This window comes from Paenirhizobium cremeum (assembly GCF_022884085.1).
Classification (GTDB): Bacteria; Pseudomonadota; Alphaproteobacteria; order Rhizobiales; family Rhizobiaceae; genus Allorhizobium; species Allorhizobium cremeum.
The window spans coordinates 77853-104478 of sequence record NZ_JAGGCS010000005.1 but is presented as its reverse complement, the minus strand read 5'-3'; the positions used below and the strand labels follow the sequence as shown (position 1 = coordinate 104478).

Genomic DNA, 26626 nt, shown 5'->3' with positions numbered 1-26626 from the left:
CACATGGGCCGAAAACCGTGACTGGCGAGGCTCCGGACTATGCTTTAAACGCAGGCCATGAGCATCGAATTTTCCCGCATGCGCCGCGTCATCGGCCTGCTTCTCACCGCAACCGTCCTCGGCGCCGGCAGCGCACAGGCGGCAAGCAGCGAATGGGCGACCAGCGAAGGCGGCCGGATGCGCCTCCTCGTCCTGCCGGCAACCGCAGACGGCACGCGCCAGGCTGCGCTTCAGATCGAGCCGACGCCCGGCTGGATCACCTATTGGCGGGAGCCGGGAGACGCCGGCATACCGCCAAGCATCACGCTCGATCCCGCCAGCCGGTTCGATATCGGAGAAATTTCCTTTCCGGTGCCGAAGCGCATCGACAACGGGGACATCAGGGATATCGGCTACGACACGCCCATCGCCCTTCCCTTCACCCTCAAGGCCCAACCGGTCGCCTCGGCCACGGTGAGGGCAAATGTCTTCATCGGCGTGTGCAAGAACATCTGCATTCCGTTCCAGGCCGATCTTACGGTGACGCTTGAGGAAACCGTAAACGCCGAGGAAGAGGCCATCCTCGCATCCGCATGGAAAAGCCTGCCCGAAAGGGAGACCGAAGGCTTCGGCGTCGAATCCCACCGGATGATCGGGGATCTCGGCCGGCTCGACCTGACACTCCGCCTTCCCTCCCCGAACGATCGCCCGCAAGTCTTCGTCACCGGTCCGAATGGCCACGTCTTCATGGACTACGACATCGTTTCCCAAGCCGACGGCAAGCTCGATATTTCGATGCCGCTTGAGGAACTGCCGCGCAATTACAAGATCGCCGGAAAGACCTGGGGCATCCTCGTTCTCTCGGGCGACAGGGCAATGGAAAGCACGCTTGCCTTTGACTAGCGTCAATCTATAGTCGCTGCCGAAACACCGCCCGGCACCGGCCGGGGCCAATCCAGCGAGGAGAATCTGATGACCATTTCCATCGGCGAGAAGCTGCCGCAGGCGACCTTCAAGGAAAAGACCGCCGACGGTCCGGTCGAGATCACCACCGAGCAGCTTTTCGGCGGCAAGCGCGTCGTGCTCTTCGCCGTGCCCGGTGCGTTTACGCCGACCTGCTCGCTCAACCACCTGCCCGGCTATCTGGAAAACCGTGACGCGATCCTGTCGCGCGGCGTCGACGACATCGCGGTGATCGCCGTGAACGACTGGCATGTCATGGGGGCCTGGGCTCAGCAATCCGGCGGGCTCGGCAAGATCCACTTCCTCGCCGACTGGGATGCCTCCTTCACCAAGGCGCTCGGCCTCGATGCCGACCTCTCCGGCGGCGGGCTCGGCGTCCGCTCAAAGCGTTATTCGATGCTGGTGGAAGACGGCGTGGTGAAGTCGCTCAATGTCGAGGAGAACCCGGGCCAGGCAACCGTTTCCTCCGCTGCCACGATGATCGAGCAGCTCTGAAGACAGCGCCGCCGACAATCAGGAAAGCCGCGGCAGGTCCGCGGCTTTTTTCCGGACAAAAGAAACCCAACAAAAAACCGGAGTGTCTCCACTCCGGTTTTTCGATTCCGATCAATGTGTTGAGGCCGAAGCCTCAGAAACTGAATCAGCCGACGATCTCGGTGTCGGAGAACCAGTACTTGATTTCCTGGGCGGCGGTTTCCGGGGCGTCGGAACCGTGAACCGAGTTTTCGCCGATGGAGAGCGCGAAGGTCTTGCGGATGGTGCCTTCCGCAGCCTGGGCCGGGTTCGTGGCGCCCATCAATTCGCGGTTCTTGAGGATGGCGTTTTCGCCTTCGAGGACCTGAACGACGGTCGGGCCCGAGGTCATGCCTTCAACGAGTTCGCCGAAGAACGGGCGGTCCTTGTGGACGGCGTAGAAGCCTTCGGCTTCGCGCTTGCTCATCCAAACGCGCTTCGATGCGACGACGCGCAGGCCGTTGTCTTCGAATACCTTGGTGATGGCGCCCGTCAGGTTGCGCTTGGTTGCGTCCGGCTTAATCATCGAGAAGGTGCGTTCAATCGCCATCAGTCTCATCCTTTTGTCTCATGGGAAAGTGGGCGGTTTCTACCCGCCCCGAATCGCGAAGACAAGGGGGATGGACGAATTTCACGCCGCCGTCATACTATCTGACCGGAACCGGTCGCGGCGAATGCTTTCACGGCACATTCCGGGCCGGCAGCGTGCGGAAGGAACCATGCAGAAATTCTCCGAGAATGCGCGCCGCTCCACGTGCGCGCTGGCCGACATCGCCGTCCATTGTTCGATCCTGCAGGCCTCAACGGGCAGTTTCCGGCATTTCCTCATCGACCAGCCCGCCCTCATTCACGTGAAGAACGGCTGGAAGCGGATCGTAACCAACGAGGCCGATGTCACAGCGGTCCCCGGAGAGGCGATCTTCCTGCCGCAGGGGCTCGAATGCACCGTCATCAACGGGGCCGAGGAAAACGGCTCCTATCATTCCGACGCCTATGTCTTTTCCTCCGCCCTCGTGGCGTTCTACGCCGATGCGGCAGCGCATTCCACGAACGAGGCGATCCGGATCGAGCCGGACAGCGGATTCCTCGATGCGCTCGAGCGCGCGCGCCTCGCGATCGGGGGTAAGGACGCCGCTTCCGACGATATCCACCGGCACATCGTCGGCGAACCCCTTATCCGCTTGCAGGCGCTCGGGATCGGCCTCCTGCCCGATCCGCGCGAAAACCTCTGCCTCAGGATACGCGGCCTCATTCGCACAGAGCCCGCGCGGGAATGGCCGGCGGGTTCCGTCGCCGGCGCTCTGGGCATGAGCGAGGCGACGCTGCGGCGCAGGCTTTCGCAGGTCGGGACAAGCCTCACCGACATCATCGCCGATGTGCGCATGACGACGGCGCTCGCTCTGCTGCAGGCGACCGAACTTCCGATCAACCGGGTGGCGCTCGATGTCGGGTATGAATCGGCGTCGAAATTTGCGGCCCGCTTTCGCGCCCGCTTCGGCCTGTCGCCGCGGGACATTCGCATCGCCACGGAGGCAGGTGAGCGTTCCGGGGCTGAATTCGAGCGCAGCAGAGCCGCGGCCGGATAGCGACGGCGATATGTTCGGGCTCCCATCGAAAGGAGCCGATCATGACCTATGGACCCCTCGTTCTCGCCGCCGCACTGACCCTGGTATCAGGCCTTCCGGCCATGGCGGCGGAGTTCACGCTTTCAAGCCCTGACATCGCCGAGGGCGGAAAACTCGCCCAGGCGCAGGTGGCGAACGCGCTCGGATGCGACGGCGGCAATGTCTCGCCAGCCCTTTCATGGTCGAACGCACCCGCCGGCACGCGGAGTTTCGTCGTCACCGCCTATGACCCGGACGCGCCGACGGGTTCCGGTTTCTGGCATTGGGCAATGTTCAACATTCCCTCCGGCGTCACGGAACTGAAGGCGGGCATTACGCCGGACAGGGGCGCACCCGCCGGTGCGATTCAGAGCCGCGCCGATGCCGGCTTTTCAAGCTATATCGGCGCCTGCCCGCCGCCGGGGCAAACGCATCGCTATGTCTTCACCGTGACGGCGCTTTCGGTTGACAAGCTCGACCTTGACAGCAATGCCAGCGGCGCGCTGATCGGTTTCATGACCAATGCAAACGCGCTCGCAAAGGCGTCGATCACCGTCCATTACGGACGCTGAGGCTCAGGCGACCGCCCTCGCCTCGCTGCCGTGGAGATCGAGGCACCGCTCGAACCAGGCTCTCACCGGATCGTCGTCGGCCAGATGCACCGATCCGGTGGTAATCCGCAGCCATTGCAGCGCGCCGAAGACGATGTGGTCGCAAAACAGCGGGCCATCGCCGCCGATGAAAGGCTGCGCCTTCAGCATGTGGCGCAGGGGCTTCAGGGCTTCCGGCAGAGCCGCGATCGCCGTTTCGCGGACGGCGGCGATCTCTTCGATGGTCTTACCGAGCAGCTTCTCGCGGCTCTCGCGGAAATAGGCCTGATCGGTAGGCGCCAGCATGTCGTGAATGTTCTTCAGCGCGATGCGTGTGACGATCGGATGCACGGTCGTCTGGGAATAGGCTTCGACAAAGCGGGCCATGGCCTGGCCGCCCTCGCCTCCAAAGAGCGACGGCGCATCCGGATAGGCTTCTTCCAGATAAAGCGCGATCTGGAAACTGTCAGAGATAAGCCGGTCGCCATCCCTCAGGAAGGGAACGGTCTTCGAAAATCCGCCTTCGGCGGACGGAATGGCCGTGAAGGCAAGCGGCCGTTCGCTGAACGGCAGGCCCTTGTGACGAAGCGCCATGACCGTCTTCCAGCAATGGGGAGAAAACGGGCGGGCCAAATCTGCTCCGCAGAGAGAATAAAGGGTGATGGACATATGACAGCTCCTCGATCGTCTTTCCGCGCTAGGATGCATGTCCCGCCGCCGCCAATCAAATCATGATATTTCATGGGTTTCATAAGCCCCGCTGTCGCAATATCGCGCTATGCTCGCGGATGAAGGAACAAACGGAAGAGTTGGATGCTGGAAACGTTCAGAATGTTCGCGGCCTACAACCAATGGGCCAACGATCTCGTCTATGCCGCGGCCAACGAGCTTTCACCCGAGGATCTGAACCGCGACTTGGGAGCCTTCTTCGGATCGCTGTTTGGAACGCTCACCCATATCCTGGTCGCAGACCGCGTCTGGCTCCGGCGCTTTACCGGCGAAGGACCAAAACACACGGCGCTGAACGAGAAGCCGTTTGCAACGCTTGCCGAACTGGAAACCGCCCGGATCGAAGAGGACCGAAGGATCATCGCATGGATCGGGGAACTGACGGAAGACGAAATCCGCGGGCCGATCAGCTATACGCCGATCACGACACCCACGCCGATCACCCATCGGCTCGGGCCGGCGATATCGCATTTCTTCAACCACCAGACGCACCACAGGGGCCAGGCCCATATGTGCCTGACGGCGCTCGGCAAGCCGAGCCTTTCGCTTGATCTCATCTATTTCCAGCGACTACAAGGCGATCGGTGGCTTTAGATCTTGCCCCTGCGGGGACACCGGTCCGCCAATTCGACAATCCGGCATTAACCGTTCTTTGCGGAAAATCCCGAAGGCATGCCCGTTTCCCGCGTATTTAACCGAATGATGAGTTCTTTCGCGGATGGTGCGGCCGGAGATAACCGACATTCATCGCGCGGAAAGACCGGAGCCACATCCGGCGGGGGAACAGCCATGCAGTCTGATGCCAGTACAAGCCATCAGCACGTCCAACCACCGAAGTCGCCCATCGTCCAGGACAACCTGCAGAAGATCACGGCTTTCATGGCCAAGCACCAGATCGCCGGCCTGCCGCGCAATTTCGAAATCGTCTATGAGGCCATGGTCAGGCGCAATGCAGAGATCGCCCGCGATCTCGTCGCTCTCGGGGCGCAACCCAGCCAGATCGCGCTTGACCATCTGGGCCTGAAGCACCGTCTGGTCAGCCATTGCGGTCTTGCCGACGAACATGTGCAATCCGAGGCCACGGCCGCATTGAAACGTCTCGCGGAACAGGTCTCGCTCGGTCTCCTGCGCAAGCAGACCTTCACCCGCGCGCTCGAAACCATCGTGAAATCGATCCGCGAGGACGAGACCCGGGGCCTTTCGGAAATCCTGGAGGAACTTGATTTCCTCGATTCCGCGGCAAGCGACCTGATTCGGGAGGAGACCGAAATCGAGTTCAAGCTGAAGGCGGGGCTGGAACAGATCGAAGCCGCCGAACGCACCGCAGAGGCCGCCCGCTCGATGGTGCTCACCGACCGGCTGACCGAACTGCCCAACCGCATCGCCTTCATGAACCGGCTGGAAAGCCTTTACGAACAGGCAACCGTTCCTTTCGGAACCGCCATGTTGCTTGTCGACATCGACAATTTCCGGGAGATCAATCGACAGTTCGGCGACGAGGCCGGCAACAGGCTGCTCAAGCGGCTGGCTGCGGTTTTCCGCAAGACGATCAAGAAGTATGACTTCGTCGCGCGCATCGAGGGCGACGACTTCGCCTTCCTCTTCAGCGACGTCGGTGCAACCGAGGCTCAGGCGATTGCCGAGCGGCTTCGGACGGCCGTCGAGAACAACCTGATCTTCGCCACCGAGCAAGGACGCAGCCAGGGCAGCCTTGGCCTCTCCATCGGCTTCGCCATGACAGCGGATGCGGCCACACCGAGCGAACTGATTGCCCACGCCGAATCCGCGCTTGCGACGGCCCGCGCCACCCCTCGTCACCCGATCGCAGGCTATGGCTCAGAGCCTCAGCGCGGCATGGGACGAAACGTGGCCTGATCTTCCAATCGGCGCAGGATGTTGCGCCGGCGCCACCCTTCGTCGCCCGATTGCCGCGAACACCTTCGCAGCCCGGCGACCGCTTGCCTTTGGCCGGCAGTTCGGCCAAAAGCCAAGGCATGATTACGATTACCGATATCTCTGCCCGCATCGCAGGCCGCCTGCTCATCGACCATGCCAGCATCTCGCTGCCAGAAGGCACGAAGGCCGGGCTTGTCGGGCGCAACGGCGCGGGCAAGTCGACGCTCTTCAAGATCATCACCGGAGACCTCGCCTCCGAAACGGGATCGATCACCATCCCCAGGAATGCTCGGATCGGCCAGGTGGCGCAGGAGGCTCCCGGTACCGAACAGCCGCTGATCGAGATCGTGCTGGCCGCAGATAAGGAACGCGCCGCCCTGCTGGCCGAGGCGGAGACAGCCACCGATCCGCACCGCATCGCGGAAATCCAGACCCGGCTCGCCGATATCGGCGCACATTCGGCAGAGGCGCGCGCGGCCACCATTCTTGCAGGTCTCGGTTTCGACCACGAAGCGCAGCTTCGCCCCGCCTCCTCCTTTTCCGGCGGCTGGCGCATGCGCGTGGCGCTGGCGGCCGTGCTCTTCTCCGAACCCGACCTGCTGCTGCTCGACGAACCGACCAACTATCTCGACCTCGAGGGCACGCTCTGGCTGGAAGAATATGTCCGGCGCTATCCGCACACCGTCATCATCATCAGCCATGACCGCGACCTGCTCAACACCGCCGTCAACGCGATCATCCACCTCGATCAGAAGAAACTCACCTTCTATCGCGGCGGCTACGACCAGTTCGAGCGGCAGAAGGCGGAAGCCGACGAGTTGCAGATGAAGGCGAAGGCGAAGAGCGATGCGGCCCGCAAGCACCTGCAGAGCTATATCGACCGTTTCCGCTACAAGGCGTCGAAGGCTCGGCAGGCCCAGAGCCGTATCAAGGCGCTGGAGCGCATGGGAACGGTCGCGGCCGTGATCGAGGATCATGTCCAGCCGATCACCTTCCCGGAACCCGAGAAACAGCCGGCTTCCCCGATTGTGGCCATCAGCGGTGGTGCGGTCGGCTACGAACCCGGCAAGCCGATCCTGAAGAACATCAATCTGCGCATCGACAATGACGATCGCATCGCCCTTCTCGGCTCGAACGGCAACGGCAAATCCACATTTGCCAAGCTGATCGCGGGGCGGCTCAACCTGCAGGCGGGCGAGATGAAGCTCGCGCCAAACCTCTCCGTCGGCTTCTTCGCACAACATCAGCTGGACGATCTCGTGCCCAACGAGACGCCGGTCGACCACGTTCGCCGGCTGATGCCGCTTGCGGGCGAAGCGCAGGTTCGCGCCCGCGTCGCGCAGATGGGACTGGCGACCGAAAAGATGGCGACCGCCGCCAAGGATCTTTCGGGTGGAGAAAAGGCGCGTCTGCTGATGGGCCTTTCCGCGTTTCACGCGCCGAACCTTCTGATCCTCGACGAACCGACCAACCATCTCGACATCGACAGCCGCCGCGCGCTGATCGAGGCTCTGAACGACTATAACGGCGCCGTCATCCTGATCGCCCATGACCGCCACCTGATCGAGGCGACCGTCGACCGGCTCTGGCTGGTCAACAACGGGACCGTCAGCGTCTTCGAAGGCGACATGGAGGATTATCGCAGTCTGGTGGTCTCCTCCGCCCGCAAGAGCGATGACCGGGAAAAGGCAGATGCCGCCGTCGTCCAGGTCAACAAGGCCGACCAGCGCAAGGCGGCCGCCGACAGGCGGGCGAGCCTCGCTCCGCTGAAGAAAAAGATCAATGAAATCGAGTCCCTGACGAAAAAGCTGGAGACATTGATTCAGGCTCTTGATGCGGAACTTGCAGATCCGGCGCTTTACGAGAAGAGCCCGGCCAAGGCCGCGGAAAAGGCCAAGCAGCGCGGCGAGGCTGCGGCGAAGCTTTCGGCCGCGGAAGAACAATGGCTCGAGCTTTCCGCCGAATACGAGGAGGCGATGGCGGGCTGACCCGCTCTCGATCCGGCAGGGGCCGGATGCGCCGGAAACCGACCGTTAACCATAACGGCGTCGAACTTCACTCGATTTTTCCGTCCGAGTGGTTTTCATGCTTTCTTTAGACGTTGTGGCGAGCGCCGTGTTTGCCGTTTCCCTGGGCACGACCTGCATCTGCGCACCGCTGTCATGCTGCCGATGCTGCTCGAGCGCCTGAAGGCCGAAGGTTACAAGGTCGTGACGCTGCACCACCAACGCAACAGGACAATGATGCTGGCATCGGCGAACTGACATACACGCCCTGCCGCCGGACAGGTTCCGGCGACGGGCCGACCGGTCAACTCTCCCGGCGCATTGCCACGACGAGCGCGAAGGCGAGGCAGGCGATAGCAGTGAAAACCGGAAGGCCGTGCGTGCCGATCTGAAGCGACACGCCGGCCGCGAGCGGCCCGACCAGTGCGCCGGCGCCCCAGGCCAATCCCATAATCGCATAGATGCCGACGAGATCGCCACCCGAAAACCGGCTGCCGACGATGGTCAAAGTCAGCGTGTAAATGCCGACGAAGACACCACCCCAGACAAACAACAGGGCATAGGTGAAGAAGGGCATGGCGAGCGCCCAGGGCCAGAAAGCGGCCCCGGCAGCGGCCACAAGCGCGCAGCCAAGCACCAGCTTGCGGCGGTCGACCATGTCGCCGAGCCAGCCGATCGGTAGCTGCAGCAGGATCGCGCCGCCCATCATCACGAACATGAGTTGGGCCGCATCGTCGGCATTCCAGCCGAGACCGACCGCGTAGAGCGCCAGGAAGGACAGGCCCGCCGTCTCGACGGCAGCGTTCAGCACGATAGCCCCGATCGCCACCGGCGCCAGCCTCAGGAAGCGCAGCGGATTGCCCGAACTCGGTTTCTCGAATACGGGCGCACGCACCATTGGCAACAGTACGAAGGATGCGGCTGCCAGGGCGATGACGGCACCGACCATGAACGGCAGCGTCCCGCGAGAACCGATCAGCGAGAGGAGAAGCGGGCCGAGCGCCAGCCCCAGAGAGAGCGCCGCCGTGTAGATCGCCATGAAACGGGCGCGGGTATTTTCGGTGCTGAGCGCGTTGATCCAGGTCTCGGAAAGCACGAACAGCGCTTCCGCGGCCATGCCGAGCAACAGGCGCAGCGGAAACCACAGCCAGATATTATCGACCAGGGCGATTGTCCCCAGCACGGCGGCGGATACGACCAGCGACAGCAGGATCAGGCGGCGCGGTCCGACCTTCGACACAACGCCCGGAAGCACCAACGCGACCACGAGGACACCGATCGCATGCATCGCCGCATTGGCGCCCACCAGGCTCTGGCTTGCACCTCTTGCGACCATTTCAAGCGCGATCAGCGGCGCGCTCAGCGAATAGGTCAGCCCGAACATGGCGACGGTCAGGATCACCGCAATGCGGGAAATCAACGTACCCGTTTCCGAGACGGCGGGCAGATCCGTCGCGCTCATCGGGCGTAGTCCCTCACCTTCAGGGAACTGCCCAGATGATGCAGATGGGCAAGCAGCTTTTCACGCCACGGCACAGTCTCAGGTTCGACAAGGCGTTTCAGCGCGCGTGCATAGTCGAGCACCATGCCAGGCGTCCAGCAGAGATGCGCGGCTCGCGACCGGATATAGGCCGCCTCCCACAAGGAAGGCGTTACGAGCAGTCGCAGGAGACGCAGCCACGGCCGCGGGCAGTCGAGGCTCCCCTCAAGCGCTGCTTCAAGCGCTCCTGCCGCGGCGATCGAGCAGTTGCGATTGGTGACGTTATAGGTGGAATGCCGGCGATAGCCCTCCCAGAAGGCTTTCAGGCGCAACGCGTGAAAACGGGTGAACACCACCTCTTCGTCAGCGGCGGTCCAGCAGGCCTTTTCCTGTTCATAGGATGGCTGGAAGAGGCCTGCCACGTCGTTTTCCTCTCCGGCGAAGAGCGTGTCCACGATCTCCTCGCGATCCGGTTCGATCTCTTCGGCCGGCCAATGGCTGATGTAGAGATGGGTGCCCATCTCTACCGCTGCATGGCCGGTGGAAACCTTGCCCTCCTTGTCGAGCACCGCGAAGTAACGGTCGACAAGAGGACGTCTCGGCTCGACTTCGGCGGCACCGGTCGGTGTCCAGACGAGGATGCGCATGTTGAGGATCGTGTCGTCATCCGGACTGTCATCAGGCATGACGACGGGATTTTCCTCGTTCCATCCCCGTCCGCACAGCATCGGAAGGGAATAGATTGAGAGAGTGCTGTCGTGCCGCCGCAACGCCCGTGCGAAATGAATCATCGTGGCACCGGAGAGCACGAGGAACAGGCTGATGCACAACGGAACATTGAGCCGCTGCGGAAACGGCCATTCGAGGACGAGCATCACGGCAAGCGCCAGTTCCAGACCGCTCGCGACCGCCGCTACGCTCCATCGACGGAAACGGACCAACGCCACCGTCGCCAGGCGGGAGAGGCCGTCGAAAGCGAAGCCGAAGGCAAACAGCCACGAAAGCAGCCAGTCGCTCTTCAGGGGCGTATCGATTATCAGAAATGCAACCGTCAGCATGAGCAGCGACTTGACGCCATCCGCAAGCCGACCGGTATTCGTTTCGCGCATGGCGGTCGACAGAAGACCGAAAAGTCCCTGGAAAAGAAAGAGCAATCCGAAAAGCTGCACGGTGACCATCGTCAGGCCATCCGACAGATCAGCCATTATGACAAAGGCCAGCGCGACCATGACACTGCCGAGAGCCGCCGGCTCCCACCAGTCGTCACGAAACGCCCTGCCCCCGATAAGCAAGAATGCAAGTTTAATCATCTTATTGTTTCTTGATGGAAATCGCAGAACGCAAATGCGCCCGAAACGATCAAAAAACAATAAAGGTACAGCGCCGCAGCTTCTACTTTGTCGGATAAGACCAGAATTGGTCTGTCCCTTGCGGTCGATAGTGACGAATGTCAAAACCGGATAATTACAGAGCTATTACTCGGGAATAGGCTTCGTTAACCGGAACCAACACCGCACGTCCGCGCACTATGCCTTCTTCTCCCATCGACCTTCGCTGGTCTGCTGCCAGTAGGTCAGGGCATGACCTTCCGTCTTGAGGCGCTTCCACTGGCCACGCGCGGCTTCGAGTTGCACCTGATCGTGGCCATCGAAGACGAAGACAACACGCTCGTAGTCCAGTGACGCCGGCGGCTCGGCGCCATCAACGAGGAAGCGAACGGTGGCGCCATTGAGATTGCCATCCTCCATCGTCAGCAGCACCGGTTGATTTTCCGGCGCCTCCGCCTCATCAGTGGCATGCGGCAGGAAGCTGTCGTCGCGCCAGGTCCACAGATGCGTGTCCAGTGCATCGCGACGGGCGGCATCGGCAGTCTGCACCACCACCCGCCAGCCGCGTTCCAGGCTCTTTTCGAGAAGCGGAGGCAGGGCGTCCTCGAGCTTTGATTCTGTCAGGTGGTAGAAAAGAATGTCAGCCAACGGCCGTTCCCTCGCCCTGTTCCTGTTTCGATCAGGCTTCGTAGCTGGCGCGAACGAGTTCGTCGAGCAGCCGAACCCCGTAGCCGGAACCCCAGGACTGGTTGATCTCGTCCGAAGGCGACGACATTGCGGTGCCGGCGATATCGAGGTGCGCCCAGGGCGTATCCTTGACGAAGCGCTTCAGGAATTGTGCGGCGGTAACCGACCCCGCATGGCGTCCGCTCGAATTCTTCATGTCCGCGAATTTCGAGTCGATCATCTTGTCGTAGTCCTTGCCCATCGGCATCCGCCACAGCCGCTCATTGGTGACGAGACCGGCGGCGAGCAGCCTTTCGGACAAGGTATCGTCATTGGAGAAGAGACCGGCATGAAGATTGCCGAGCGCAACCAGGATCGCCCCGGTGAGCGTCGCGAGATTAATCATGAAATCGGGCTTGAAGCGCTCGTTGCAGTACCACAGCGCATCCGCCAAAACGAGCCGGCCTTCAGCATCGGTGTTGATAACCTCGATCGTCTGGCCGGACATCGACTTGACGATGTCGCCCGGACGCTGGGCATTGCCGTCCGGCATGTTCTCGACGAGACCGATGATGCCGACGGCATTGACCTTGGCCTTGCGCGCGGCCAGCACGTGCATCAGTCCGGTCACGGCGGCCGCCCCGCCCATATCACCCTTCATTTCTTCCATGCCGGCGGCCGGCTTGATCGAAATGCCGCCGGTGTCGAAGACGACGCCCTTGCCGACGAAGGCAACCGGCTTGTCCTTGGCCCTGCCGCCGTTCCACTGCATCACCACGAGGCGCGGCGGGCGAACGGACCCCTGAGCCACACCTAAAAGCGCGCCCATGCCGAGCTTCTTCATTTCCTTTTCGCCGAGAATTTCGACTTCGACCCCGAGCTTTTCAAGCTCCTTCGCCCTGTCGGCAAACTCTTCCGGCCCCAGAATGTTGGCGGGTTCGTTGACGAGATCGCGGGCAAGATTGACGCCGTCGGCGACTGCCTGCGCATCGGCAAACGCCTTCTTGGCGGCAGCAGCAGCTACCGTGACGATCGTGACCTTCACATTCTTGTCGCCGTTCTTGCCTTCTTCGTCATCAATCTTCTTCGACGTCTTGTAAGTATCGAACTTGTAGGCGCGCAGAAGCATTCCGAGCGCGAAATCGGCGGCAGCTTTCGCGGCGAGATCGAGACCGGGAACGTCCAGATAAACCGTAACCTTCTCCGCCCCCTTGATCGCAGCCGCAGCCACGCCGCCGGCCTTGAGCCAGTCATGGGCGACCAGCGTCTCCGCCTTGCCGAGACCAAGGACGAGGATGCGGTCGGCCTCCGAGCCGTGGGGCGCGACGATATCCAGTGTCGCCAGCGCTTTGCCGGTAAATTTCGCGACCTTGGCCGCACGCCCGTAGATGCCCGCCGGATCGGCCTCTTCCACGCCGGCCGGGAGATCGGCTTCTGCGGTCTTCAAGAGGATCGCAAGGCCGGTTGTCACGTGATGGGATTTGGCAAACGCGATATCGAGCTTCAGCGACATGGGCACTTCCTGAGATGTATTGAACGAAAACGGATCGCGCGATCTTCACTTTTTCCGGAACAAAGGCAAGGAAAACCCTGCACTTGGGGAATAGCAGGCCGAAGGCTACCGCGGCTTCGACATCCCCTCTTGTCGGGTCGAGCCAGTAACGCTAGTTTCCGCCGCGCTCAGCCAGCGGGCCGGGCGCCCCCTTTCAACGGTGCAGCCGGCTTCGACATTCATATGAACGCTCTACATGACGCGATTGTTCGTGATCCGCAGGCTCGCAAATGGGTGATGCTTGCGCTCGCCCTTCTCTTTCTGTGGTGCTTGCTTCTGGCACTGTTCCACTTCATTCCGCAAATCGACATAGCGACATCGCGCGCCTTCTTCGTTCAGGCGACCTGTCCCGATTCGAATGCGGCGCGGGTCTGCGGCAGCTTTCCCTACGGTCGCGATGCGCTCTACACCTTCCTGCGAAAGGCCCTCTTCTATCTTCCGGCGGTTGGCGCGGTCGTGCTGGTCGTGGCGCTGGCGCAGGCTTTTCGCCGCCATCGGGCGGAGCGGAACATCCGCGATATAGAAAATTACATAGCCTCGCTGGTGACGCTGCTCCTCGGTCCCTACGTGCTGGTGAACCTGATCCTGAAACAGGTTTCGGAACGCCCTCGCCCCTACGAAACAGACCTTTTCGCCGGCCATCTGCCCTTCGTTCCCGCCGGCTCCTTTGCGGGCCAATGCGAAGACAACTGTTCCTTCATCTCGGGCGAGGCAGCCGGCGCAGGCTGGCTCATCTGCCTGATCTTCCTTCTGCCGGAAAGGCTGCGTCCGGTTCTGGGTCCCGCCATCATCGTGATCTCTTTCGTGACCTCGGCATTCCGGGTGGCTTTCGGCGGACACTATCTTTCGGACGTCCTGCTCGGCTGGCTTTCCTCGCCAGTCTTGTTCGCGCTGACCTTCGCCGTGTTAGAAATAGCGCGCTCCTGGAAAAATCAGCGATGACGATGCGGAAAAATCGCGCGCAGCCGTCGCCAAAAAGCCCCAAGCATCGTAGACAAGGCCTTATTTCCGCTGCGGGAATGGGTTTGCCCTTCCCCACCCCGGGTCACGTATGAAGCTACTCGAACACTACATACTGCGACGTACCGTGCAGATGTTCCTCACCGCGCTCCTGCCGGTGCTGGCGATCATCTGGACGACCCAGGTGCTTGCGCGAATCAATCTCGTCACCGACAGCGGGCAATCCGTCGGCTCGTTCATGAAGCTTGCGACCTTCATCCTGCCGACCATCATCCCGGCCGTCCTGCCTTTCGCGCTCGTCATCGGCATCACCCAGACGCTGACGGCGATGAACAACGATTCCGAACTTGCAGTCATCGACGCCGCCGGCGCTCCCCGTCACACGATCCTGCGCCCCATTCTTTCGCTTGCTGCGATCCTCGCCGTCTTTTCCTTTCTGATGACGAACTTCGTGGAGCCGAAGCTTCGCGTCGGCGTCCGGGAAATGATTGCGGCCGCCTATGCGGACCTCCTGTCGACGGTCATTGAAGAAAAGAGCTTCCGTCGGATCGAGGACGGCCTCTATGTGCAGATCTCCGAACGCCTGTCGGGGCGCGTACTGAAGGGGCTGTTCGTCGCCGATTCGCGTGATCCGAACTACGAACTCATCTATTACGCCCGAGAAGGCGCGGTCGACGAAAGCGGTTCGGCGCTCGTCATGAAAGACGGCGAGGTTCAGCGCAAGGCCCCCAACGGCGAGGTATCGATCGTCCGCTTCGATTCCTATTCCTTCGATCTCTCCGACTTTTCCCAGTCCCGCGGACAGGCTCGCCTGCATGCAGGCGATCGCAATCTCGGCTTCCTGCTCAATCCCGATCAGAACGATCCCGACGTGCAGCGAAACGCCAAGGACTACCGCAGCGAACTGCATCGCCGCATGAGCACCTGGACATTCCCCTTTGTTTTCGCGCTCATGTCGCTCGTCATCTGCAGCGACGCCCGTTCCCATCGCGAGGCCCGTCTGCATCCCATGGCGATTGCCTTGACGCTCTCGCTCGCCCTGTTCTGGCTATCGAACTACACGGTGGAACTCGCCGGCACGTCTGCCGCGCTTGTTCCTCTCGCCTATCTCGTTCCGCTCGGTAGCGGAGCGGCGGCGGCGGTGATGCTCGCGCGCAAACGGCATCCGCACAAGACGTCGGCGCTCACGACGGTTCTCGCGGAGCAATGGTCCGCGGTGATGCGACGCTTCGGACCGAAGAGCGACGCGACCGGGGGAGGCACGCCGTGATCGTCACGCTTGGCCGTTATTTCTTCAGGCGCTACGTCGTCACGTCGCTGTGGTTCTTCATCGGCGTGATCGCAATCGCCTATCTGGTCGACTTCAGCGAAACCTCCGGAAGGTTCGCGGGCCTGACCGGCTACTCTGTTCCCGGGGTCCTGTGGCTGACCGCGCTTCGGCTGCCTCTCATCCTGCAGCAGACGATCCCCTTCATCTCCCTTTTCGTCGGCATGACCACGCTGATCGCGCTCAATCGCAAATCGGAACTGGTCGTGGCGCGGGCCGCCGGCATATCGGTCTGGCAGTTCATGACGCCCTTCGTGCTGGGAGCCTTCCTCATCGGTGTGGCGACGATGCTGGTGGTCAATCCCCTCGCCGCATGGGGACAGAAGCAGGCCCTGCTGATCGAGGCGGACTGGCGCGAAGCGAGCAACAGACCGAAAAACACCGCGGTTCCGTGGCTGCGGCAGATCAGCGGAAAGTCCGACGTCATCATCGGTGCGAACACGATTCAGGAGGAAGGCACGCTTCTGAGCGGCGTCGTTCTGATCCATTTCGACCGCGATGGACGCATCGAAGTGCGGCAGGACGCACGCACAGCAAAATTGGAAAATGGTTACTGGTTTCTTACCGATGTAACCGAGACTCGCCCCGGCGAGATACAAAAGCACCTGCCCACAGCGCAGGTTCCCACCAATTTGAAAAAGGAGTTTGTCGCACAGCGGCTTGCAGAACCGGAGACCGTTGCTTTTTATGAGCTTTCTCAGAAAATTGCAGTGGCCAGATCATTCGGGGTTTCGACCAAGGCACTGGAAACACAGTTTCATTCGCTACTGTCCCTACCGTTCCTTTTGGTCGCAATGACACTCATTGCTGCAACCGTCTCGCTTAAATTCAGCAGGTTCAACCAGTCCCGCTCGGTGATTCTGGGTGGAATCCTGTCCGGCTTCGTGCTTTATGTTGTCACCGTGCTTGTCAAAGCATTCGGTAGCAGCGGTGTCGTGCCGCCCTTCGTTGCGGCCTGGGTTCCGGTCGTCGTAGCGATGGCACTCGGAGCGACAATCCTGCTCCACAAGGAGGATGGTTAGTGGCGGTAAAAGACCGCGAGAATATCAGGAGGCTGACCCAGGCCCTGCTGACTGGTGTAGCTTTGTGCGTCCCGCTCCTCCCAGCGGTCGACGCCATGGCCCAGAGCAGCGAATCGACGGGTTATGCCGATGTTGTCGTGCCCGAAGACGCCAAGCTGATGCTGGCGGCAAACGAATTGACATACGACCGTGATTCGGAACGCGTAATCGCGACCGGCGCGGTGCAGATTAACTATGCCGGCTACCAGATGGTGGCCCGCAAGGTCGAATACAACCAGAAGACGGGCCGGGTGATGGCTTCCGGCAATATCGAGCTGGTGGAGCCGGGCGGCAACCGGATCTACGCCGAAACGCTCGATGTGACCGACAATTTCGCGGACGGCTTCGTGAGGTCGCTGCGTATCGAGACGACCGACAATACCCGTATGGCCGCCGAGAGCGGCGAGCGTGTCGCCGGCACGGAAATGATCCTGCATAAGGGCGTCTACACGGCATGCCTGCCCTGCGCGGAAAATCCGAAGCGACCGCCGATCTGGCAGGTAAAGGCGGAGAAGGTCATCCAGAACGGCCAGAAGCACACGGTACGGCTCGAAAAGGCCCGGTTCCAATTGTTCGGTCAGACGCTTGCCGTCCTGCCGTTCATCGAGGTGCCCGATAACACGGTCAAGCGCAAGACGGGCTTCCTGTTCCCGGAAATGCGCACCTCGGAAAATCTCGGCTTCGGTCTCGCGGTTCCCTATTATATCGCGATCGCCAACGACCGGGACGCGACGATCACCACGACCGGCTACACCACCCAGGGTGTGCTGCTCGAGGGCGAATATCGCCAGCGTTTCGAGAAAGGCATGGTTACGTTACGCGCCGCCGGCATCAGTCAGTTGAACTCCGACGAATTTACCGCCGGCACGAGCGATTCCAATCGCGACCAGCGCGGCATGGTCGCCTCCAAGGGTGATTTCCAAATCAACCCGCGGTGGGCCTTCGGCTGGGATGTCATGCTGCAGAGCGACAACAACTTCGCCCGCACCTACGATCTCGCCGGCCTCGACCAATCGACGCATACCAATCAGGTCTACCTAACCGGCCTTGGAAAACGTAACTATTTCGACGCCCGCGCCTTCTATTTCGACGTTCAGGACGCGGACACGGAAAGCACGGCGGAGAAGAAGCAGCCGACGGTGCTGCCCTCCATCGACTACAGCTATTATGCCCCCGAACCGGTGGCTGGCGGCGAGCTTTCCGCCAAGCTCAATTTTACCGCCCTCTCCCGCTTCAAGGAGGATGAAGAAGGCGTCGACACCAATGGCGACAGCATCGACGATATCCTGCGCTATCGCGGCCTGGAAGGCACGATGAGCCGGATGACCGGCGAAGTGGAATGGAAGCGCAGCTTCACCGTTCCCGGCGGTCTGCAGCTTACGCCGCTGCTTGCGGCACGCGGCGATGCCTTCGGTTTGGATATGGACACGCCGTCCGGCTATGCCGGCGACTTCTCCTCCGACGCAACGGCGACCCGCGGCATGCTCACCGCAGGCCTCGAGGCCCGCTATCCGATCCTTGTCACGACCGCCAACAGCAGCCACATCATCGAGCCGATCGCGCAGATCTACGCGCGCAACGACGAGCAGTTGGCTGGCATGCTTCCGAACGAGGATGCCCAGAGTTTCGTGTTTGACGCCACGAACCTCTTCGAACGCGACAAGTTCTCCGGCTATGATCGCGTGGAAGGCGGAACGCGCGCCAACGTCGGCGTTCAGTATACCGGAACGTTCGACAACGGCTTCGGTCTGCGCGGTATCTTCGGCCAGTCCTACCATCTTGCAGGGCAGAATTCGTTCGCCACCGACGATCTCGTCTATGCCGGCGCCAATTCCGGCCTCGAAACCGACGTATCCGACTACGTGGCGATGGCCGGCATCGATATGCCGAACGGCGTCAGCCTGTCGACCAGCGTCCGACTCGACGAAAAGAGCCTGGAACTGCGTCGTACGGACGCCGCCATTTCCTATGCCAACAAGCGGCTGCAATCCGAACTCGTCTTCACCCAGCTCGATGCTCAACCGGAATACGGCTTTACCAACGACAATCAGTCGGTACAGACGTCGCACACGCTGAAGATCAACGAATACTGGTCGGTGTTCGGCTCGCTCACCTATGACATCGATGAAAACGTCTTCTCGCGCCGCAGCGTCGGCCTCAGCTATGCCGACGAGTGCACGATCCTGACGGTGGCCTTCTCCGACAAGTACGATCCGGATGCCGAAGTGGCGAGCGACTGGACCATTGCCGGTCGACTGACCTTCCGGACGCTTGGCGACATCAGGCTCGGCAGCAGCGAGTAGTTCCTTTGTTTCAGGCCGGCGCCGGACCGTCGAATCTCTCGACGACCGGCGAAAGCCGGGTCTATTAGCGCAATGTCATTGTTTTGCCGCATGGATTATGCAATCGATGCGGCAGATCGTACATTGATTGACGGATGCGAGGCGGGCGGTGCTGGCGGCGTCCGAGGGAAGGAAATACCGATGACCTTTGCGAAGAAGGGGATGCGATCCCTGCTGGCGGGCACGCTGGCGCTCGGGCTCTGCATAGGGCCTGCTCCTTTTGTCGAACATGCACAGGCCGCGAGCCAGGTGGTCGCTGTCGTCAACAAGACGGCGATCACCAATGGCGATGTCGCACGACGTGTCGCCTTTCTGAGACTTCAGCGTCGCAAGGGCGACCTCAACAAACTCGCCAAGCAGGAACTGATCGACGAGGCGCTGAAGCGCCAGGAGATCGCTCGCGTGGGCATGTCCGTCAGCACGGATGAGGTCGATGCGGCGTTTGGCCGGTTTGCGAGTTCGAACAAGCTGACGAATGAACAGCTTAACAGTATTCTCAACCAGGCAGGGGTCGGCGCAGAGCACTTCAAGGCCTATATCGCCGTGTCGATGAGCTGGCCGAGGCTGGTCAACGCCCGATATGGCAGCAAGGGCAAGCTCTCGAACCAGGAACTGGTCAGCCGCCTGCTTGAAAACAAGCAGAAGCCGGTCACGACCGAATACTTCCTGAAACAGGTCATTTTCGTCGTGCCTGCCTCGAAAAAGGGGATCGTCGGGAAACGGAAGGCCGAAGCCGAGGCATCACGCGCGAAATTCCCGGGCTGCGACGGCGCCATGGAATTCGCCAAGAACTACCTCGACGTATCGATCCGCAATCTCGGTCGCGTTTTGGAGCCGGAACTTCCGCCGGATTGGAAGCCTCTGATCGAGAAGGCCAGCGGCGGCACCACCGGAACCCGGGTTACCGAGCGTGGCGTAGAATATCTGGCGATCTGCAACCAGCGTCAGGTTTCCGACGACGTGGCCGCGGAAGTCGTTTTCCGTGCCGAAGACATCGGCAAGGAAAAGGAGAGCGGTGAAAACCCGAACTCCAAGAAATATCTAGACGACCTTCGCTCCAAGGCCCAGATTGTCGAAAACTGATTCCGGGAAACGATATGACGGCTGCCGACATGCTTCCTCTTGCCTTGAGTCAAGGTGATCCTGCCGGCATCGGTCCCGATATCGCGCTTACAGCATGGCTCAATCGCGAGCAGTATCAACTGCCGCCGTTCATCTTTATCGGTGATCCGGCCGTGCTTGAAGTGCGCGCCCGTGAGCTGGAAATCGAGGTTCCCATCCGCGAAACCGATGCGGCGGGCGCGATATCCGCATTCAGCAATGCGTTTCCGGTGTTGCCGATTTCCACCGGTGTCGACGTGGTCGCCGGTGAGCCGCATGTGGCAACGGCGAAGGGTACAATCGCCTCGATCGACACCGCCGTTTCGCTCTGCTTCGACGGCAAGGTGCGTGGAATGGTCACCAACCCCATCGCCAAGTCCGTTCTTTATGAGGCCGGCTTCGGCTTTCCCGGCCACACGGAATTCCTCGCCGATCTCGCAAAACAGCGGACAGGCAAGGCCTGCCGGCCGGTGATGATGCTGGCCGGTCCGAAGCTCAAGGCCGTGCCGGTCACCATCCACATTCCGATCAGGGACGTCCCGGACGCCCTGACCGAGGCAGCCATTCTGGAAACCTGCCGCATCGTCGCGGCCGACCTGAAGGCACGGTTCGGACTTGAACATCCGCGTCTTGCCGTCGCGGGGCTGAACCCCCACGCGGGGGAAGACGGCGCCATCGGCCATGAGGACGAGGAAATCATTCATCCCGCCATTATGCAGTTGCGCAAGGAAGGCATCGACGCCTTCGGCCCGCTTCCCGCGGATACGATGTTCCACGACGAGGCCCGCCACCGCTATGACGTGGCGATATGCATGTATCACGATCAGGCGCTAATCCCGGTCAAGGCACTCGGCTTCGACGATTCGGTCAACGTGACGCTCGGCTTGCCCTTCGTGCGCACTTCTCCCGATCACGGCACGGCCTTCGGCATTGCCGGACAGGGCATCGCACGCGCAAACAGCCTCGTTGCCGCGATCCGGCTTGCGGCCGATATCAGCCAGACGGCCGAAGCACAGATCTGATGGCAGCTCTCGACGGACTTCCGCCGCTGCGCGAGGTGATCGCCCGCCACGGGCTCGACGCTCGCAAGGCGCTCGGGCAGAATTTTCTGCTCGACCTCAACCTGACGCAGAAGATCGCCCGCACGGCTGGTCCTTTGGAAAACGCGACCGTTTTCGAGGTCGGCCCCGGTCCGGGCGGCCTGACGCGCGCAATTCTGGCGCTCGGCGCGAAGAAGGTCATAGCGGTCGAGCGTGACGCGCGCTGCCTGCCGGCGCTGGCCGAAGTGGCGGAGCACTATCCTGGCCGGCTGGATGTCATCGAGGGTGACGCATTGAAGACCGATTTCGAGGCGCTTGCGCCCGATGGGCCGGTCAAGATCATCGCCAATCTGCCCTATAACGTCGGCACGCAATTGCTGGTCAACTGGCTGTTGCCGAGGTCATGGCCGCCCTTTTGGCAATCGCTGACACTGATGTTCCAGAAGGAAGTCGGACAGCGCATCGTCGCGCGCGAGGGCGATGACCATTACGGTCGGCTCGGCGTCCTTTGCGGCTGGCGCACACAGGCGCACATGGCGTTTGACGTCCCGCCCCAGGCATTCACTCCGCCGCCGAAAGTAACCTCCAGCGTCGTGCACCTTGTACCGCGCACGGAGCCCCTGCCCTGCGATCCGGAAAAACTCGAAAAGGTGACACAGGCAGCGTTCGGCCAGCGCCGCAAGATGCTGCGCCAGAGCCTCAAGCCGCTTGGAGGAGAGGCCTTGCTGTCGAAAGCCGGCATCGATCCAGCGCGGCGTGCGGAAACGCTGAGCGTCGAGGAATTCGTTCGGCTGGCGAGCCTGCTCGGCTGAGCGAAATTCCGGTCCGGCAGCCCTACTGGACCAATCCCTCGACGAAGTCGAACAGTCCGTGGCGACGGTCGCGACGCAATCTCTCGGCCTTGACGATCGACTGCACGGCATCGAAGGCGGCCTGCAGGTCGTCATTCACGATGACGTAGTCGTATTCCCGCCAGTGGGATATCTCCGCCCTGGAATTGGCGAGCCGGGTCTGGATGACCTCTTCCGTGTCCTCGGCGCGGCGGTGCAGGCGCGACTGCAGCTCCTCCATCGTCGGGGGAAGAATGAAGATCGAGACCACATCCGCCTTCATCTTCTCCTGAAGCTGCTGGGCGCCCTGCCAGTCGATGTCGAACAGCATGTCGCGGCCTTCGGACATTGCCTGCTCGACCGGCTCCCGTGGCGTTCCGTAGGAGTTGCCGTGCACGGTCGCCCATTCGAGCAAGGCATCAGAATCCCTCAGGCGTTCGAACTCCCTCTGGGAGACGAAGTGATAGTGCACACCCTCAATCTCGCTCTGCCGGCGCTGCCTGGTGGTTACGCTGACGGAAAGACCGATCTGCCGGTCCTTCTCCAGAAGGGTTCGGGCGATGGTCGATTTTCCGGCGCCGGAAGGCGAGGAGATGACCAGCATCAGGCCCCGGCGAGCAATCGGAACGGCGTTTCTTTTCTCTTCGGCCATGGTCATTCCAGATTCTGGACCTGTTCGCGGAACTGGTCGATGACAACCTTCAACTCGATGCCGGCGGCGGTAACGGCCACCGCATTCGATTTGGAACAGATGGTATTCGATTCGCGGTTGAATTCCTGCGCAAGAAAATCGAGCTTTCGGCCGATGGGACCGCCCATGGTGAGCAGATCGCGCGCCGCGGTGACATGGGCCTTCAGCCGGTCGATCTCTTCGCGCAGGTCCGCCTTGGTCGCCAGAAGCGCTGCCTCGGCATGAAGCCGGTCGCGGTCGAGCGAGGGCGACGCTTCGAGGAGGGCCGCGAGCTGGGTTTCCAGCTTGCGGGCAATCTCCTCCGGCTGCCGGGACGGATCGGCTTCGACCTTGAGGGCAAGCTCCTCGATGTTCGCGACATGATCCGAGAGCACGCGACAGAGCGCGTCGCCCTCCGTCATCCGCATGTCGCACAGCGCACGCACCGCTTGCTCCAGGCCGGCAAGGATATCCGCATCCCTGGCGGACAGGGCCTGTTCATCGTCCTGGGCTTCGCGAAAATCGACCAGGCCACGAATGGAAAGAAGCGCGTCGAGGCGCAGCGGCGCTGGGTCGACGAGGTCCATGCCGAGTTCGTCGCGCAAACGCAGCACGGCATCCAGCGCATCACGGTTCAGCACCGCCTCAACCCGGTTTTCGCTGACCGAAACCGAGAGGCCGACCTGTATATTGCCGCGGGTAAGATATTGACCGAGCAACCGCCGGATCTCCGTCTCGAAACCCTCCATGCCCTGCGGAAGCCGCATGCGGATATCGAGACCCTTGCCGTTGACCGAGCGCAGCTCCCAGGCCCAGCGATATCGCCCGCTCGTTCCTTCGGCGCGGGCGAAGCCGGTCATGGATTGCAGCGCCATAGCAGTTTACCCCCGGCTGTCCGTATCAGTTCTTTTTCTTCTTTGAGGCCGCAGGTTCCTGCTCGCCTTCGGGCTGGCCATCCACCGCTATATTCGGATCGGAGCCCTTCTCCGCCTCCAGCTTGCGCCAGCGCCTGACATTGGCGTTGTGCTCCTCAAGCGTCGGAGCAAAGACATGCCCGCCGGTTCCATCGGCCACGAAGTAGAGATCGGCCGTCTTCCACGGATGCGCGACTGCTTCCAGCGCGGCGCGGCCGGGATTGGCGATCGGCCCCGGCGGAAGCCCCTTGATAAGATAGGTGTTGTAGGGCGTTTCCTTCTGCAGATCCGACTGGAATATCGGTCGGTCCGCGGGCTTGCCCTCACCGCCGAACAGCCCGTAGACGATGGTCGGGTCGGATTGCAGGCGCATGCCCTTGGCCAAGCGATTGATGAAGACGGAAGCGACATGGGCGCGTTCGTCGTCCTTGCCGGTTTCCTTCTCGACGATGGACGCCAGGATTACGAATTCTTCCTTCGTCTTGAGCGGCAGGTCCGGATCGCGGCGTTCCCAGATCTGGTCCACGAGCTTTTCCTGAGCCGCCAGCATCTGGTTGACAATCTCCGTGCGCTTCGTGCCGCGCGAATATTTGTAGGTATCGGGTCGCAAAGTCCCCTCGGCAGGCAGTTCCGCCGGCAGATCGCCTTCGAGAACCGTATCCTCGGCAAGCTTGCGGAACATCTGCTGGACGGTCAGGCCTTCGGGCAAGGACACCGAATAGAGGATGGATTTGCCGGATTTCAGGAGCTCCATGATCTCCTTCATCGAAGCACCCGCCTTGATCTCGTATTCGCCGGCTTTCAGCGTCTCGCCGTCATCCAGATAGATATCGGAAACGTAACGGAAAATACGGCCATCGCTGACGATGCCATTGCGCTCAAGGCTGTTGCCGATCTCGGACGTGCCGGCACCGCTGCGCACGACGAAATTGGTGTTCACCGTCAGCGGTCCCCGATCCTGATAGGCGGACATGACATAATAGAAACCGGCGACGGCCGCGATGCAGACGGCGACCGCCATGGTCATGATGAAATTCAGGAAGATGACAAGCTGGCTGCGGGCCTTGCGCGAACGGCGCGGCGGGGCGGGCACGCGCTCAGGCCGAAGCGCTTCATTGGGCGACTTCGGGATGATCGGACCTTTCGGCTGGACGTCCGTGTCGCGGCCGAAGGAAACACCGCTGTTCTGGCTGTTGTCGCTCACCGGCAATCCTCTTCAGTTCGGTATCGCTGCTATCTGGCCAAGCAATGCGGCAAAATACAGGTAAGGTGCCGCCCCGCGCCGGGACGGCCTCTCTCATATCGGCCCTGGCGATCCCGGCGACCGCTCAACCTTCGTAGCGGCGAAGGACCAGCGAGGCGTTGGTACCGCCGAAGCCAAAGGAATTGGACAGCGCCACGTTGATGTCCCGCTTGCGGGCCTTGTGCGGCACGAGGTCGATGGCCGTCTCGACATCGGGATTGTCGAGGTTCAGCGTCGGCGGAGCGACATTGTCGCGGATCGCGAGCGTGGCGAAGATCGCCTCGACCGCGCCGGCAGCACCGAGAAGATGGCCGATGGCCGACTTCGTGGAGGACATCGAAATCTTGGATGCCGCGTCACCGACCAGACGCTCGACTGCGCCGAGCTCGATTGTATCAGCCATGGTCGAGGTGCCGTGAGCATTGATATAGTCAATGTCCGAGGGCTTCAGACCGGCACGCTTCAGCGCCATGGTCATGCAACGGAAGGCACCGTCGCCGTCTTCCGACGGGGCCGTGATGTGGAAGGCGTCGCCGGAGAGACCGTAACCGACCACTTCGGCGTAGATCTTGGCGCCACGCGCCTTGGCGTGCTCAAGCTCCTCCAGCACGACGATGCCGGCACCTTCGCCCATGACGAAGCCGTCGCGATCCTTGTCATAGGGACGGGAGGCGCGGGTCGGATCGTCGTTGTGCTGGGTCGACAGCGCCTTGCAGGCTGCGAAACCGGCGAGCGAAATGCGGCTGATCGGCGATTCCGTGCCGCCGGCGACCATCACGTCGGCATCGCCGAGCGCAATCAGCCGTGCCGCGTCGCCGATGGCATGTGCGCCGGTCGAGCAGGCCGTGACCACGGAATGGTTGGGACCGCGCAGCTTGTGGCGGATCGATACCTGGCCGGATGCTAGATTAATCAGGCGGCCCGGAATGAAAAACGGGGAAAGACGACGGGGACCCTTGTCGCGCAGGATGAAGCCCGCCTCGACGATGCCCTCGATGCCGCCGATGCCGGAACCGATCAGCACGCCGGTGGCGCACTGGTCGTCATCGGTCTTAGGATGCCAGCCGGCATCCGCAAGCGCCATGTCGGCCGCCGCGATCGCATAGATGATGAAGTGGTCGACCTTGCGCTGTTCCTTGGCTTCCATCCAATCGTCGGGATTGAAGGTGCCCTCGCCTTCGCCGGTCGGAATGCGGCAGGCGATCTTCGCCGGCAGGTCCTCGACCTCGAATTCGGTCACGCGGCGCGCGCCGCTCTGACCAGCCAGAAGGCGCGACCAGGCCAGTTCCGTTCCACATCCCAGAGGAGATACCATGCCGGTACCGGTGATAACGACACGTCTCATCGTCCGTAGCCCACCCCACTCTTGCAGCCGATGCCATTTGAATACAGTAAGGCCCGCTGTCTGCGGGCCTCAGCGGGATCAACACTCCTGAGAGCCTTCCCGCAATGACGATGATCGATCAGGACTGAGCCTTCTCGATGAACTTGACCGCGTCGCCGACGGTCAGGATCGAGTCAGCGGCATCGTCCGGGATTTCGACGCCGAATTCTTCTTCGAAGGCCATGACCAGTTCGACGGTATCGAGCGAGTCCGCGCCCAGATCGTCGATGAAGCTCGCGCCTTCAACAACCTTTTCAGCGTCTACGCCGAGATGATCAACAACAATTTTCTTAACGCGTTCTGCGATATCGCTCATGTCGGTTTCCTCGACCTTCTTTATCTCAAGGGTCGCCGTGATGGCGTCCCTGCCCTGCCTTTCGTCGGCGGCTCTTTCTATACCAGCCGACAAATTTGTTCTGCCCTGTCTTTCGAACCCGCCATGCGATCA

At 61.6% G+C, this 26626-nt stretch carries 25 protein-coding genes; 14 read left to right on the top strand and 11 right to left on the bottom strand.

Features of this window, described 5'->3' with window-relative positions; translation table 11 throughout:
- Positions 1-57 precede the first annotated feature (57 nt).
- Together J5N58_RS10880 and J5N58_RS10875 are read left to right on the top strand one after the other, a co-directional pair.
- Positions 58-882 carry a protein-disulfide reductase DsbD domain-containing protein gene (locus tag J5N58_RS10880; RefSeq protein WP_112827302.1) on the top strand — a complete coding sequence of 275 codons (825 nt, stop codon included), beginning with the start codon at positions 58-60 and terminating at the stop codon, positions 880-882.
- A 69-nt stretch (positions 883-951) separates the two neighbouring features.
- On the top strand, positions 952-1437 hold the full coding sequence (locus J5N58_RS10875; protein WP_112827303.1) for a peroxiredoxin: 486 nt from the start codon (positions 952-954) through the stop codon (positions 1435-1437).
- Positions 1438-1582: 145 nt separating this feature from the next.
- Here the strand turns inward: J5N58_RS10875 and ndk are convergent, their stop codons facing one another.
- Positions 1583-2005 carry a nucleoside-diphosphate kinase gene (gene ndk, locus J5N58_RS10870; protein ID WP_112827304.1) on the bottom strand — a complete coding sequence of 141 codons (423 nt, stop codon included), beginning with the start codon at positions 2003-2005 and terminating at the stop codon, positions 1583-1585.
- A gap of 169 nt (positions 2006-2174) precedes the next feature.
- On the opposite strand from ndk, the gene J5N58_RS10865 reads away from it, so the two are divergent.
- Together J5N58_RS10865 and J5N58_RS10860 are read left to right on the top strand one after the other, a co-directional pair.
- On the top strand, positions 2175-3041 hold the full coding sequence (locus J5N58_RS10865) for a helix-turn-helix transcriptional regulator (protein WP_244710773.1): 867 nt from the start codon (positions 2175-2177) through the stop codon (positions 3039-3041).
- A 41-nt stretch (positions 3042-3082) separates the two neighbouring features.
- Positions 3083-3631: a YbhB/YbcL family Raf kinase inhibitor-like protein gene (locus J5N58_RS10860; protein WP_112827306.1), complete on the top strand. Its 549-nt coding sequence runs from the start codon at positions 3083-3085 to the stop codon at positions 3629-3631.
- A gap of 3 nt (positions 3632-3634) precedes the next feature.
- Here J5N58_RS10860 and J5N58_RS10855 read toward each other — a convergent pair whose 3' ends face one another.
- Complete coding sequence (locus J5N58_RS10855; RefSeq protein ID WP_112827307.1) at positions 3635-4318, bottom strand: glutathione S-transferase family protein; 684 nt, start codon at positions 4316-4318, stop codon at positions 3635-3637.
- 144 nt (positions 4319-4462) lie between these two features.
- On the opposite strand from J5N58_RS10855, the gene J5N58_RS10850 reads away from it, so the two are divergent.
- The 3 genes from J5N58_RS10850 to J5N58_RS10840 all read left to right on the top strand — a co-directional run bounded on the left by J5N58_RS10850 (position 4463) and on the right by J5N58_RS10840 (position 8262).
- Entirely contained in the window at positions 4463-4972 is a 510-nt protein-coding gene (locus J5N58_RS10850) for a DinB family protein (protein ID WP_112827308.1), read from the top strand.
- Positions 4973-5167: 195 nt separating this feature from the next.
- Positions 5168-6253, top strand: coding sequence for a GGDEF domain-containing protein (locus J5N58_RS10845; protein WP_162708140.1), 1086 nt, complete (start codon positions 5168-5170; stop codon positions 6251-6253).
- Positions 6254-6372: 119 nt separating this feature from the next.
- Positions 6373-8262, top strand: a complete 1890-nt coding sequence (locus J5N58_RS10840) for an ABC-F family ATP-binding cassette domain-containing protein (protein ID WP_112827310.1) — start codon at positions 6373-6375, stop codon at positions 8260-8262.
- 322 nt (positions 8263-8584) lie between these two features.
- Here the strand turns inward: J5N58_RS10840 and J5N58_RS10835 are convergent, their stop codons facing one another.
- The 4 genes from J5N58_RS10835 to J5N58_RS10820 form a co-directional block, all read right to left on the bottom strand.
- Complete coding sequence (locus J5N58_RS10835) at positions 8585-9742, bottom strand: MFS transporter (RefSeq protein WP_112827311.1); 1158 nt, start codon at positions 9740-9742, stop codon at positions 8585-8587.
- The gene (locus J5N58_RS10830; RefSeq protein WP_162757473.1) at positions 9739-11070 is read right to left on the bottom strand and encodes an HdeD family acid-resistance protein; all 1332 of its coding nucleotides are present in this window, start codon (positions 11068-11070) and stop codon (positions 9739-9741) included. The genes J5N58_RS10835 and J5N58_RS10830 overlap by 4 nt, the downstream gene beginning before the upstream one ends.
- A 216-nt stretch (positions 11071-11286) precedes the next feature.
- Positions 11287-11736, bottom strand: a complete 450-nt coding sequence (locus tag J5N58_RS10825) for a DNA polymerase III subunit chi (protein ID WP_113426078.1) — start codon at positions 11734-11736, stop codon at positions 11287-11289.
- A 31-nt stretch (positions 11737-11767) separates the two neighbouring features.
- Positions 11768-13267, bottom strand: coding sequence for a leucyl aminopeptidase (locus J5N58_RS10820; RefSeq protein ID WP_112827314.1), 1500 nt, complete (start codon positions 13265-13267; stop codon positions 11768-11770).
- A 222-nt stretch (positions 13268-13489) separates the two neighbouring features.
- Between J5N58_RS10820 and J5N58_RS10815 the strand changes: the two genes are divergently transcribed.
- The 7 genes from J5N58_RS10815 (at position 13490) to rsmA (ending at position 21949) form a co-directional block, all read left to right on the top strand.
- On the top strand, positions 13490-14248 hold the full coding sequence (locus tag J5N58_RS10815) for a phosphatase PAP2 family protein (RefSeq protein WP_244710770.1): 759 nt from the start codon (positions 13490-13492) through the stop codon (positions 14246-14248).
- A 109-nt stretch (positions 14249-14357) separates the two neighbouring features.
- Positions 14358-15536 (top strand): LPS export ABC transporter permease LptF, encoded by a 1179-nt coding sequence (lptF, locus tag J5N58_RS10810; protein WP_112827316.1) that lies wholly within the window; start codon positions 14358-14360, stop codon positions 15534-15536.
- Positions 15533-16615, top strand: a complete 1083-nt coding sequence (lptG, locus tag J5N58_RS10805) for an LPS export ABC transporter permease LptG (RefSeq protein ID WP_244710768.1) — start codon at positions 15533-15535, stop codon at positions 16613-16615. Before lptF ends, lptG begins: the two co-directional genes overlap by 4 nt.
- A complete protein-coding gene (locus J5N58_RS10800; protein WP_425314462.1) occupies positions 16615-18957 on the top strand; it encodes an LPS-assembly protein LptD in 2343 nt (780 codons plus the stop codon). Before lptG ends, J5N58_RS10800 begins: the two co-directional genes overlap by 1 nt.
- 180 nt (positions 18958-19137) lie before the next feature.
- On the top strand, positions 19138-20079 hold the full coding sequence (locus J5N58_RS10795; protein WP_112827318.1) for a SurA N-terminal domain-containing protein: 942 nt from the start codon (positions 19138-19140) through the stop codon (positions 20077-20079).
- A gap of 14 nt (positions 20080-20093) precedes the next feature.
- Complete coding sequence (gene pdxA, locus J5N58_RS10790) at positions 20094-21119, top strand: 4-hydroxythreonine-4-phosphate dehydrogenase PdxA (protein ID WP_113444108.1); 1026 nt, start codon at positions 20094-20096, stop codon at positions 21117-21119.
- Complete coding sequence (gene rsmA, locus J5N58_RS10785; protein WP_113444109.1) at positions 21119-21949, top strand: 16S rRNA (adenine(1518)-N(6)/adenine(1519)-N(6))-dimethyltransferase RsmA; 831 nt, start codon at positions 21119-21121, stop codon at positions 21947-21949. Before pdxA ends, rsmA begins: the two co-directional genes overlap by 1 nt.
- A 22-nt stretch (positions 21950-21971) precedes the next feature.
- On the opposite strand, the gene gmk is transcribed toward rsmA, so the two are convergent.
- From gmk to J5N58_RS10760, 5 genes are all read right to left on the bottom strand, one after another.
- Entirely contained in the window at positions 21972-22619 is a 648-nt protein-coding gene (gene gmk, locus J5N58_RS10780) for a guanylate kinase (protein ID WP_112827473.1), read from the bottom strand.
- A 2-nt stretch (positions 22620-22621) separates the two neighbouring features.
- Positions 22622-23512: a YicC/YloC family endoribonuclease gene (locus J5N58_RS10775; RefSeq protein WP_244710765.1), complete on the bottom strand. Its 891-nt coding sequence runs from the start codon at positions 23510-23512 to the stop codon at positions 22622-22624.
- Between the two features lie 25 nt (positions 23513-23537).
- Entirely contained in the window at positions 23538-24755 is a 1218-nt protein-coding gene (gene mltG, locus J5N58_RS10770; protein ID WP_244710763.1) for an endolytic transglycosylase MltG, read from the bottom strand.
- 124 nt (positions 24756-24879) lie between these two features.
- Positions 24880-26139 carry a beta-ketoacyl-ACP synthase II gene (gene fabF, locus J5N58_RS10765; RefSeq protein ID WP_112827322.1) on the bottom strand — a complete coding sequence of 420 codons (1260 nt, stop codon included), beginning with the start codon at positions 26137-26139 and terminating at the stop codon, positions 24880-24882.
- Positions 26140-26257: 118 nt separating this feature from the next.
- Positions 26258-26494: an acyl carrier protein gene (locus tag J5N58_RS10760; protein WP_099059947.1), complete on the bottom strand. Its 237-nt coding sequence runs from the start codon at positions 26492-26494 to the stop codon at positions 26258-26260.
- Positions 26495-26626 lie beyond the last annotated feature (132 nt).